General features: G+C 50.5%; 7 protein-coding genes. 1 reads left to right on the top strand and 6 read right to left on the bottom strand.

Going from position 1 to position 11650, the window contains the following annotated elements:
* Positions 1–149: 149 nt before the first annotated feature.
* The 6 genes from IQE94_RS09520 to IQE94_RS09495 all read right to left on the bottom strand — a co-directional run bounded on the left by IQE94_RS09520 (position 150) and on the right by IQE94_RS09495 (position 9481).
* Positions 150–3188, bottom strand: a complete 3039-nt coding sequence (locus IQE94_RS09520) for a plasmid replication protein, CyRepA1 family (protein ID WP_223341806.1) — start codon at positions 3186–3188, stop codon at positions 150–152.
* Positions 3189–3405: 217 nt separating this feature from the next.
* Complete coding sequence (gene coaE / locus IQE94_RS09515) at positions 3406–4011, bottom strand: dephospho-CoA kinase (protein ID WP_212717790.1); 606 nt, start codon at positions 4009–4011, stop codon at positions 3406–3408.
* 64 nt (positions 4012–4075) lie between these two features.
* Positions 4076–4810 (bottom strand): hypothetical protein, encoded by a 735-nt coding sequence (locus IQE94_RS09510; RefSeq protein WP_194016066.1) that lies wholly within the window; start codon positions 4808–4810, stop codon positions 4076–4078.
* Positions 4811–4903: 93 nt separating this feature from the next.
* Positions 4904–6820 carry a ribonuclease J gene (locus IQE94_RS09505; protein WP_194016067.1) on the bottom strand — a complete coding sequence of 639 codons (1917 nt, stop codon included), beginning with the start codon at positions 6818–6820 and terminating at the stop codon, positions 4904–4906.
* A 678-nt stretch (positions 6821–7498) separates the two neighbouring features.
* On the bottom strand, positions 7499–8404 hold the full coding sequence (gene dapA / locus IQE94_RS09500) for a 4-hydroxy-tetrahydrodipicolinate synthase (RefSeq protein WP_212717789.1): 906 nt from the start codon (positions 8402–8404) through the stop codon (positions 7499–7501).
* 60 nt (positions 8405–8464) lie between these two features.
* Entirely contained in the window at positions 8465–9481 is a 1017-nt protein-coding gene (locus IQE94_RS09495; protein ID WP_212717787.1) for an aspartate-semialdehyde dehydrogenase, read from the bottom strand.
* Between the two features lie 551 nt (positions 9482–10032).
* Between IQE94_RS09495 and tig the strand changes: the two genes are divergently transcribed.
* The gene (gene tig, locus IQE94_RS09490) at positions 10033–11442 is read left to right on the top strand and encodes a trigger factor (RefSeq protein WP_223341805.1); all 1410 of its coding nucleotides are present in this window, start codon (positions 10033–10035) and stop codon (positions 11440–11442) included.
* Positions 11443–11650: the final 208 nt, after the last annotated feature.

Raw genomic sequence — 11650 nt, 5'->3', positions numbered from 1 at the left:
CTCCCATCTCAATTTCTTAGAAAACAAAACTTTTGAGAAGTTGTTTTTAAAGCCTCCTAGTCCCCCAATGACGAATTATGGGATCAAACTTCTCTAGCATTACTGAAGCCCTAGTAGATAAATTTAGAAGACAAATCCAGATATCAGAGCTACCCCAACTCCAGGCTAAGTTGCACAAAGGGCTGATTCTGATCCTCCACCCTGGGGGCACCCTGTAATTTTTGCCAGTAGTCCGCCATCCATTGTTCCGAACTACCGGGACATTGGCGATCGCCTTGGAGCCAGGCCTGGAAGACCTTTTCCCTCCCATCCTGGGGACAGGTGATTTGATAAATTCGCACCCGCTTTTTCTGCACAGTTTGGGTACGGGCTAATTTAATACCAAAGCCTAATTTTTCTAGGAAGCGACGGACAATGGTGATGGGACTAGAATTTTTAGCCAAACCAATGCCCACCAACGTTTTGATGTCATCCCGGTTCGCTAAAGCTAATTTGCCTAAAGCCATTAAATCCTCATCCAGGGCAGACAATTCCCGTTGCGAATGGCTGAGGAGAATAGGAATACCGATGATATCGTAAGTACCAATGATTGCCCCTAGCTGGGAGCCATTAAAATCCGGTAAAAAGAGACTACCCTGCCCTTGGTCCAATAGTAAGCGGGCGATTTTAGCGTCCCGATCGCCGAGGAATGGTCGCCCCACAGTGAGGAAGTAGTGCCAACGCAGTTTTTGATACCAATTTTGGTCATCTTTTTGCACCAGATCAGCCGTCACGGGGATGCCATAGCGTTGGGCCAGTTCATGGCGGCGTAATCTTTGACGTTCGTGGCTATTTTTCACCAGCCTTTTCTTTAGCTGTTGATATTCCGGCTCCGTTAACGGTTGGGCGTCGGCGATCGCCTGGCAATCAGCCAGATAATTCTGTGCTCGCACCGCTTCAATGGCCTGCTGCAGGGGCTGAGGAGCGACCGTACTGAGGGGATGGTCGGGGTCACTGGCCGGGGTCGGGAGGGAAGGTAAAGCTGGGGGCGGCCCCAATAACTGATGCCCTTCCTGATGCAAAAGTCCGAGAATGGATTCGCGGTAATTGACCATGGCTAAGTTAATACGCACCGCCATTTTGGCCCAGCAGAGCAAAGATTCTGCTTGGAAACCCGTGTCTAAATCATCCAAATTATCCAGGTCAGACTGTTGCAGTAAACGGATATTGACCTCCGTGAGGCGATGACCAGCGGTGAGGAATTTGCTAATGGCCGTAGCTCCATTGCCCACTTGGTTAAAGCCATAGCTGGCGGCCCAGAGATAGCGGGGAATATTTTGACGGATGCGGCCGAGGGATTGACAAACGGAAGTGGCGGTTTGGATGCCCTGGGCAATACCCCAAACAGAGGTGAAATGATTTTGCAGGTCAATGCTGACCCCAGTTTCCACTGCCGGACTGCTGAGCACAATGTCATAGTTGGCCAACACCTGATTGAGGTTAGTTAAACTGCCATGGGCTGGATGGTGGGGATCGGAGAGGGATTCGGCGTCAATGCGTAAAATGTGGCGATCGGGAAACTGTTTTTTGAGGTAGGCTTCCAAGTTGCGGGTGCCCCAGGCGCTGGTGAGCTTTTGGGCGGATAAACAAACGAATGGTTTACCCCCTTCCCGGATATGGTGTAACAGTTGTTTGACCAGTTGCTTGGGATCGTTTTCGCCAAAGTGATAAATAGGCCAAGCTTCTTCTACCCCCGGCCGCCAATGGTTACGGATCACGTAGGGTTGGAGGGGAATGGCGCTCAAACTGATCAAATAATCAAGGGAAACATCGGTTAAGTCTGCATCGGCTACATAAATTTGTCCTTCTCCCCCTAGGCTATGTTGCAGTAGTTGCTTGAGGTTACGGAGAATGGCGACCCTCTGACGGCGGCAGGTGTCGGAATTAAGTCCGTGCCAAAGCACTTGCTCCACTTCGTCGATGATAATGAGGCAATCCTGCCACTGTTCAGGGTCAAACTGGGCTTGGGAGTGGCCATGGAGAGAGTCGATGCACAGACCAAAACCCCTTTGGCAAGCCAGGGGAGAAGATGACAAGTCCCCCACATAGGGCAATTGAAAACGGTGACAGAGTTCCTGCACTAAACGGATGCGGTGGCCAATTACCAGTACCGGTCTGTGTTCGACCTGGGCCTGGCGGACAATGTGGGCCAAAAATTCGGTTTTGCCCGTGCCCTTTGGCGATCGTAGGGCAATTAATTTTTCTTCAGCGGGAATGGCCAGGGGGGGTAAATAGCGAGCTTCCACTTCCACACCCCGGTTATGGGTGAGGCGGTTGAGCCGGTGGGCCTTCCAAATTTCCAGCGGTAGGGCCTTAGTGACCAACTGTTGTAGGCAATCACTGCCTTGGTGGGCAATCACATCATCAATGCCCTTACCAAGGTGATGCTCCCATTGCAAAACTTTGACTTCACAGCCCTGGCGACTGAACAGATAGCCTAACCGTTGAATGGCTAAATTCACCTGCTGGATAGTTTTGGGTTTACTGTCTTGGTCAAAGGCAATCAAAATTTGCCTCCGGGGAGTGGCTAATTTACCCAAGGCCGGAATTAATTGACATTTGCCGATGCGTTGTCCTTGCTCATCCCGGGGGGTGCGATAACCGTTGTGGACTCCCGGTAAGGCGATCGCCCCGTAGCCTGCCGTGAGTAAAGCACCGGCCTTTTTTGCCCCTTCTGTAATTACCAAGGGAATTTCTGGATGGCCCATTAACCATTGCCAAAAGCCTAAATCCGGCTGGTCAGGATCTTGATCCTCCGTTGTCAGGGTTACCCCTGCTTTGGCGGCAATCCTTTCCCAAAGATGGGGGGGAACCCGTAGGGCAAAAATTCCTGTGGGGGTTTTGGGGGGATGCTCATATTTAATAGTTTTACTGCTTTCCCCATCCTGTCTCGGGCGATCGGGTTTAAAACAACCCCATAAATCCTTTTCTCCGGACAGCAAATCCATGCCGGAACACCACCAGCCTCCCGCAGCCACATGAGCATAACGTTTCAACAGACCATCACTAACCCGGCCATCATTACGACGCTGGATAGCATCGGCATAAAGCAAATGTTGGGCGGGGGCGTCCCCCAGCAGGGGAGTAACATTAAGACGGGTTAGTTGGTCGTCCACACAACTTTGCCGCCATTCTTGCAAGTGATTCATTCTGCCATTGGCCTTGCCGGAGCAAGACTCCATATCTAGTGTGCGGGGAGTCTTATTGTAGAGGCAAAGCGCTAAATATGGTAGTAGCTAAAATATGTAAATTCCGCCGATTTCTGTCCCGAGGGGTTCTTGGGCTTCGTTTACCGCGGCGGAACTTAATCTTAGTCCAGTTTGCGCTCTGGCGATCGCCAAGTTGGAGTATCAGTGCAACAAAATGTTAACGGTTATCCCAAGCCCTGACAATTTGTGGTTCTAAGTCGGCAATTTGCCCAGAGTTATCCAGCACCACATCCGCTTGGGCAATTTTTTCCGCTAAAGGCATCTGACTGGCAAGGCGGGCTAAAGCCTGTGCCTCCGTCAAACCATTGCGCCTAATTAATCTTTCTACTTGCTGTGTCGGGTCACAGGTCACCACCCAAATTTCTGTCACCCAATGCGTTAACTGGGCTTCAAACAATAGGGGGATACTCAATACCACCGTTTGCTCCTGTTCTAATTGAGCTAAGGCAGACCAAAAACACTGCTTAACAAAGGGATGAATTTGGGACTCCAGCCATTGTTTTTCCTGGACATTATTGAAAATAATTTCCCCCAGGGCTTGCCGATTTAATTGTCCCCGTTGATCGACAATTTCCGGGCCGTAACGCCTGGCGATCGCCAATAGAATCCCAGAACCCGGTGCCACTGATAGGCGAGCATAAAGGTCGGCGTCAAGAATGGGAACGCCATATTTTTGATTTAAAAGATCTGTGACAGTACTTTTGCCCGTGGCAATGCCCCCTGTCAAACCAATCAATCGTTGTCGAGGGGGCCTGGTATTCATGGATAAAATACGAGTTTTTACTGGTTAACTTCCTGGTCTGAAACTGGAAGACAGAGAGAATTAATTAACCAAAAACCGTTTGGGGCTGTTGCTCGGCCAAGAATTTTTCGTGGACAATAGCTCGAAATGTATCCAAGTCAGATTGCCACGCTTCAATGTACTGTTTTGCTACGTTTACCCGTTCTTGGGGGTTAGGATTGTTCAAGCTGTAATTAAAATTACCCGCAAACAACAACGCACTCACCGCCTGGCGATCAGGAATCTGCAAAGTCGCTTGGTTAACTTTAAGGTTAAATTGACAGCCTTCCAAAAGATAGGTGAATTCCACCGCCGCCTGTACGGGGGCTTTGCCCAAATCTTGCCAGGAACCAGATGCCAGCAAAGTACCAGTAATGAACTTTCGAGCACCGTCGTTTTGATCCGGCAGGGGAATTAGGCATTTGGGGGTTACTACCACGCCGTTATATTGGGCATTGGGTAATTTTTCTACAAAGGCACTGGCGACTTTGCCCACGTTTATCACTTCCACGGTTTTATCGTTCATCCCTTCTAAAAACGTCAAGGAACGGGGCTGGGCCACAATGCTGAGTCCATTTTTAAACACCAATTGGGAGCCAGCTTTACTCACCACTGGCTGTTGATTCAACTCCCATTCGTTGGGCACAATGCCACTGAACTTCAAAAATTGTTCATTGACCAGGCTTGGGTCTAGCTCCTTGACGGCAATGCTAATGGAAATTTCCAGAATTTCATTGGGGAGGGTGACAGGCTCTTGGGAAGTAGGAATTACAGTGGACATTAATTTTGCTCGACAATTACCGGACTGACAAAGAAATTGGCCGGGGCCCAATGGATAAAACACCAAGAACCCCAGCCAAAACAATACTCGATATTAGGAAGAAACAGAAGTGGTGGAGCGCTTGCGGCTACGACGGTAAACCTTAGTTGTACTGACCGGTTGGGCGCTAGGTTCGGCAGTGGCAACCACTTTTTTCTCCGGTTTAGCTTTCACCTTCGGTTCTGGAGTTTTATTAGTGAGAACCACTTTTTTACGGGGTGTTGGAGTACTAGAGCTGACGCTGATGCTTTGGGGGACTTGATCCAGTTCGATGGGCGTATCAGTTTGTAACATCAACAAAACCATGGGACTACTTTGCAGTTCCCGTTTAATTAGTCGTTGCAGGCTGGACTCCAACTCTTTTTGTAAGGCATTCCAACTAACCTCCGTGGAGCCGTTGGAACCATGGGTGAACTCTGACCACCGCTCCGTAAGGAAATTCTCGATGGTACGCACGATCAGTTCTTCCAGCAATTTAGGTTGAATGGTCATCACCACGCCTCGGCAATGGACTTCCGGATAAGCTAACAATGTACCAGTTTTGCTCAGGGCCGCCGCCACCGTCACCAGACCGTCTTCGGCCATTTGTTGCCGCTCCGCCATAGTACTTTCGTGGACAATCCCCGCCTGATCTACTAATTCAATGCCGGAAGGCACTTGCCCCGCCACCCGGATTCGATCGCCGGTCAGTTCAATTACATCACCATTATTGACAATGACAATGTTTTCACTGGGAATGCCCTGGGCCTGGGCCATCTGGGAGTGTTTGACCAACATACGGTGTTCCCCGTGCACAGGGACGAAGAACTTGGGTCGGGTGAGGGCCAGCAACATTTTGTGTTCTTCTTGGGAAGCATGGCCAGAAACGTGGATGCCCTGGTGTTTACCGTAAATTACATTGGCCCCCTGCATCATCAGGCGATCGATGGTGTTAACCACCGCAATAGTGTTACCGGGGATGGGATTAGCCGAAAAGACCACCGTATCACCCTGGCGAATCTTAATCTGGGGATGTTCTCCCTTAGAAATCCGGGTCATGGCCGCAAGGGGTTCCCCCTGGGAGCCGGTGGTTAAAATTAACTGTTGTTGGTCCGGCAAATTGCGGGCCGCCTTCAAGGGCACAAACAAATTGTCTGGGCATTTGATGTAACCCAACTTACGGGCATGGGCAATGACATTGAGCATCGACCGTCCCACCACCGCCACTTTCCGCTGATGTTTTTGGGCCAAGCTGAGAATAATATTGACCCGGTGCACGGAAGAAGCAAAGGTAGTCACCATCAAACGACCTTCCGCCTGGGAAAAAACCCGGTCTAGATTAGGAATGACGGAGGCCTCGGAGGGGGTAATGCCCGGTACTTCCGCATTGGTGGAGTCGCTCAGTAAACAAAGCACTCCTTTTTCTCCATATTCCGCCACCTTTTGCAGGTCGAAAAATTCGCCATCAATGGGGGTATGGTCAATTTTAAAGTCCCCGCTGTGCATAACTACCCCCAGGGGCGTGTGGATGGCCAGGCAGTAACTGTCGGCAATGGAGTGGGTGTTGCGGATAAACTCCACCACAAAGGATTTACCCAAACGCACCATTTCCCGGGGGGAGACGGTTTGTAAATTGGTGCGCTCTAGCATGCCCGCTTCCTCCAGTTTGTCCCGCAGTAGGGCCATGGCTAGCCTGGGGCCGTAGATAATGGGAATGTCAAACTGTTTGAGGTGATAGGCGATGCCACCAATGTGGTCTTCGTGGCCGTGGGTAACCACCATGCCCTTAATTTTCTCGCGATTTTCCCTCAAATAGGTCATATCGGGCAGTACAACATTGACGCCATGCATGTCATCGGTGGGAAAAGCGAGTCCAGCATCGAGCAGTAAAATTTCATCGTCGTACTCAAAGACACAGGTGTTTTTGCCAATTTCGTGCAGGCCACCGAGGGGAAGAATTTTGAGGGTAGGGGTTTGGGTATTTTTAGCCATAGTGTAAATAAAAAAACGTTGTAATTTAGCTAGAAAAAATCAACAGTTGCGGCACAACTTGAAGAAATCAAAGAAAAACTGAGGCTTGAATAGAGCAAAAGTGGGGCTAAGTGACCAGCAAATGACCAATGCAATTCAATCTTTTGGTTAGTATTCCACCTGGTTTCTTGGGGAATGGGGATGGGCAGAATCGAATTTTGGCAAAGTCCCAGGGAGTGAATGTATTTGTGATCTCTGAAGCCATTGGGGAGAAAGCAAGCTCTAGTGCCGGAGAGCGGAAATGAAGACTGATTGGGAAAAACTTAGCTCATCCTGGACTCGGAAACTATGGAACCTTGGGAGAAAACGCTAAAGCTGGTAGCTAATCGGTGTAATGAACTAGCTTGCATAGAGGATGGATTATCTATTCAGGTTTGGACGGGATTGAAAAACTTACTTCGCTCTTAAGTTCATGCCATTCTAGCACACACTCTCCAGATAAGTACCTATGCTGAGAAAAAAATCGAGAAATTATCAACATTGGGTTGGGGTTTAACAATGGTGTTGATGATAATTGATCAAAAATTATTGTGGCCAGTTATTGCGGCCCTTTGACTGACATGGCTAAGGTCAATTTTCTTCTTTGATCCAGTCTATTTTCCTCCGGTTGACCCAACAGTTATCCCGGGCTTCTCTCCCCTAGGGAAGTAAGGCTAAATCCCTTAGTACGGTCTGCAGTTGTTCGGTGTGACCGGAGGACAGAGCACAGAGAGGGGGTCTGAAGGCTCCCACGGGCCAACCCTGGAGTCCTAGGGCCGTTTTGACGGGGATGGGGTTGGTGGCACAGAAGAGAATTTTAAATAGGGGGATTAACTGCAAATGAATTTCGAGGGCTTGGGCCGTTGCTCCCTGGGCAAAGTTTTGCACCATGGCCTGTAGGCGATCGCCAACGAGATGGCTGGCCACGCTGACCACCCCGGCTCCTCCCACGGCCAGGAGAGGTAAAGTGAGCACATCATCCCCAGCATAGATGGCAAAATCTTCCGGTGTCTGGGCCCGGATCAGGGAAGCTTGCTCCAAACTGCCGGTGGCTTCTTTGATGGCCACAATGTTTTCCACCTCCGCCAGACGGCACACCGTTTCCGGAGCCAAATTTTGGCCTGTTCTGCCGGGAATGTTATACAACATCATGGGCAACTCCGGGGCACAGCGGGCGATCGCCTCGAAATGGGCCAATAAACCTTCCTGGGGCGGCTTGTTATAGTAAGGCACCACTTGGAGGGAACCATCTACCCCCAACTTGGCCGCAATTTGGGTCGCTTCCATGGCCTCTCGGGTGCAGTTGGAGCCGGTGCCCGCAATGACGGAACCCCGATCGCCGACGGTTTGTGTAACCACCCGAAATAGTTCATGCTCTTCCTCCCAGGAGAGTGTGGGGGACTCCCCCGTGGTACCACAGACCACCAGGCCGTCACTACCATGGGTAATAAGATGGTCAGCCAATTTTTCCGCTACCCCATAATCAACCCCGCCGTCGGCATTGAAGGGGGTGACCATAGCAGTTAACACAGAGCCAAAGGGGGAAGCGTTTACAAAATCAGCCATAGACTATCTCAACGGAAAAAGGGCAACGGATAAGTGATCATCAGCGGGTTTGGAAAAATTCTACAACCAACCCCGCTCCACCAATAGTTCGGCAATTTGCACCGCATTGAGGGCCGCCCCTTTACGAATCTGGTCACCGCACAACCATAGGTCCAAACCATTCAGGTGGGAAATGTCCTGGCGAATACGTCCCACTAAAACATCATCCTGTCCTGTGGCGTCCATGGGCATGGGGAAATAATTTTTTTGCCAATCCTCCACCAGTTTTACCCCTGGGGCCTTGGCGATCGCCGTTTTGGCTAGTTCCACTGGGAACGGGGTGGAAAATTCTAAGTTAACTGCTTCTGAGTGGGCCCGGAGCACTGGTACCCGCACACAGGTAGCCGTAATTCTGATCTCTTCTGCGGCGAAAATTTTCCGTGTTTCCTGCACCATTTTCATTTCCTCTTCACAGTAATAATTAGCTGTGATCGGGGAATTGTGGGGGAAGAGGTTAAACGCCAGGGGATAGGGCAAAATCTTAGCTTGCGGAGTTTTCCCTGCCAGGATATCCCGACTTTGGTGTTTGACTTCCTCCATGGCCATGGCCCCAGCTCCACTAGCGGACTGATAGGTGGCCACCACAATGCGTTGAATGGGTTGAATTTGGTGCAAGGGATAAATCGCTACCCCCATTAAAATTGTCGTGCAGTTGGGGTTGGCAATGATGCCCTGGTGGTCTTGGGCCGCCTCGGGATTAATTTCCGGCACCACTAGGGGTACTTCCGGCACCATGCGAAAAGCACTGGAATTATCCACCATCACCGCTCCAGCCTTGGTAATTTCCTCGGCCCAACGTTTCGAGGTGGAACCCCCTGCGGAGGCTAATACTAGGTCACAGTCTTTAAAGGCTGACCCGTCCACCGCCTGGATCGGTAACTTTTCCCCCCGAAACTCCAGGGTTTTACCCACAGAACGGGGGGATGCTAACAGTTTTAAATCCGCCAGGGGAAAATTCCGGCTGGCCAGTAGTCCCAGTAATTCTGTTCCAACGGCCCCAGTGGCCCCCAGGATGGCAACGCGTATCGGTGATGGCAAGGCTTACTCCTCCAGTAGCTAATCAGGATCATTGTATTGTAAAGATGGGCAAGGCGTTCAGACAGTGGCATTAAGCTCAATTAAGCTGCTCAATCCAGCCAAGTTGATCAAAGTCATTGGGGCAAAAAATTAGCAAGATAAGGAAAAAATAAATTGTGGCGCAGGGCATTTCCCGGTAAACAGCAAGGCCATTATTGAATTGTCCAGCTAGAAAAATTATTGATTTTGCCCAATTTGTTCAAACGGGTCTGGGTGGCCACCACGGAAAAAATTTTAACCCACGGAACAATGGGCCCGGCAGGAAAAGATTCTTATCCCTAGGGAAAAATGGCACCCGGCTTATATTATGATCAATTGGGTTGACCGCCAGAGGTCTTCCCCGAGTCATTGCGTTGCGGGGCTAGAAGGGAAACATTTCCCTCGGTCTAAGTGAACCTAGCATAGCACGGGTAGAAGGGCCCACAGACCAATTTGTGCAGTCCTTCCCAGCCCTCCAGGGGTGAACTTAGTGCCCACTGCCCCCATTGTTTCACCATCGAGATTTCCCATCAATGAAAGTTACCCAGGAAAAATTGCCAGATAGTCAAGTTGGGCTAGAAATTGAGATTCCCGCCACAGCGTCGAAAAAGGTTTACGAGAACGTCGTCAAAAAGTTAACCCGCACCGTTAATATTCCTGGGTTCCGTCGGGGTAAGGTGCCCCGGGCCATTGTCATCCAGCGTTTGGGACAAAGCTACATTAAAGCCACGGCCATTGAAGAGTTGATCGACGACAGTATTAAAGCTGCAGTTAAGCAGGAAGAACTGCCCATCATCGGCAATTTTTCCCTGCGCTCGGACATGGAAAACTTGATCCAGACCTTCGACCCCGATGGGCCCCTCACCATTAAAGTGGCGGCGGATGTGTTCCCCGAAGCGGAATATGAGGCGGAGAGCTACAAAAAAATCACCGCCCAGGCGGAAGAAATTGAGTACAGTGCCGATGCCGTTGAGCAGTGGCTCAAGGGAGAACAGGAAAAACGGGCTACCCTAGTACCAGTGGAGGATCGCCCTGCAGCCCTGGGCGATGTGGCCATTGTGGACTATGCCGCTTTTGAAGTAGCGGAAGGTGACCAAGCCGGAGAGGCGATCGCGGAAGTAAAGGGTTCTGATTTTGAAGTGGCCCTAGAGGAAGGTCGTTTTGTCACTGGGATTGTGGATGGTATTGCCGGCATGGCGATCGACGAAACCAAACTTATTCCCGTAACCTTTCCCGAGGACTATCCCTTGGAAGCTGTAGCCGGGGAAGACGTGCTCTTTGAAATTAAGCTCAAGGAAATTAAATTCCGGGAACTACCCGAATTGGACGATGACTTTGCTGAAGATGTCAGCGAGTTTGAAACCATGGATGAACTGAGGGCGGATCTGGAGAAGCAGTTCCAGGATCAGGCCAAACAACGCACCGATGACAACATTAAAGCCGCCATCAAGCAAAAATTGGGGGAACTGTTCACCGGGGATTTACCGGAAACCATGATCAAACAGGAGTGCGATCGCCTAGTGGCCCAAACCGCCATGGAATTAGAACGCATGGGTCTGGATGTTTCCCAGCTCTTCCGCCAAGGGGATGATATGCTCCAAACTCTCAAGGACAATTCCCGCCCGGAGGCGATCGCCAACCTTAAAACTCAACTGATGATAGGGGCGATCGCTAAAGAGGAAAAAATTGAGCCCACCGAGGCGGAAATTAAGGAACGCTGCGACGAACTCCGTCAGGAATTCAAGGGAGAAAAGATCGACGAAGACCGGCTGGTAAGCTTTGTGGAAAGTTCCCTGATAGAAAATAAAGTGCTAGACCGGCTCAAGGAGTGGGCCACCATCGAACTATTGCCCGAAGGTAGCCTCAGCCAAACGGAAGAAACTGAGGATGACGACGATGGAGACGAAACCACCGTTGACGTGGAAGCCACCTCCGAAGTCTAGGGGCCACTGCCTCAACTCGTACTTTCGACCTGGGTTTGGGGCCCATGCCTGGCCTTCGTAAACCGGAGAAAAAATCCCTGGAGTTGGCAAATTAACAGGGCAGACTAACCCCCTGCCCTCTCGACCCTAGGACGGTAAACCCCCAAGGCTCAAGTCAATCTAGGTAAGATGAGACCATGTCAGCAGCAAAGTTGAGTTAACCTAAAGC

This window comes from Synechocystis sp. PCC 7339, assembly GCF_019924095.1.
In the GTDB taxonomy this organism is placed as follows: domain Bacteria; phylum Cyanobacteriota; class Cyanobacteriia; order Cyanobacteriales; family Microcystaceae; genus Synechocystis.
This window is presented reverse-complemented; position numbering and strand designations above follow the sequence as displayed.

What these genes read in the sequence shown, in the direction of transcription:
- IQE94_RS09520 (WP_223341806.1), bottom strand. Translation starts at nt 3,188, where the DNA reads ATGAATCACTTGCAAGAATGGCGGCAAAGTTGTGTGGACGACCAACTA.
- coaE (WP_212717790.1), bottom strand. Translation starts at nt 4,011, where the DNA reads ATGAATACCAGGCCCCCTCGACAACGATTGATTGGTTTGACAGGGGGC.
- IQE94_RS09510 (WP_194016066.1), bottom strand. Translation starts at nt 4,810, where the DNA reads ATGTCCACTGTAATTCCTACTTCCCAAGAGCCTGTCACCCTCCCCAAT.
- IQE94_RS09505 (WP_194016067.1), bottom strand. Translation starts at nt 6,820, where the DNA reads ATGGCTAAAAATACCCAAACCCCTACCCTCAAAATTCTTCCCCTCGGT.
- dapA (WP_212717789.1), bottom strand. Translation starts at nt 8,404, where the DNA reads ATGGCTGATTTTGTAAACGCTTCCCCCTTTGGCTCTGTGTTAACTGCT.
- tig (WP_223341805.1), top strand. Translation starts at nt 10,033, where the DNA reads ATGAAAGTTACCCAGGAAAAATTGCCAGATAGTCAAGTTGGGCTAGAA.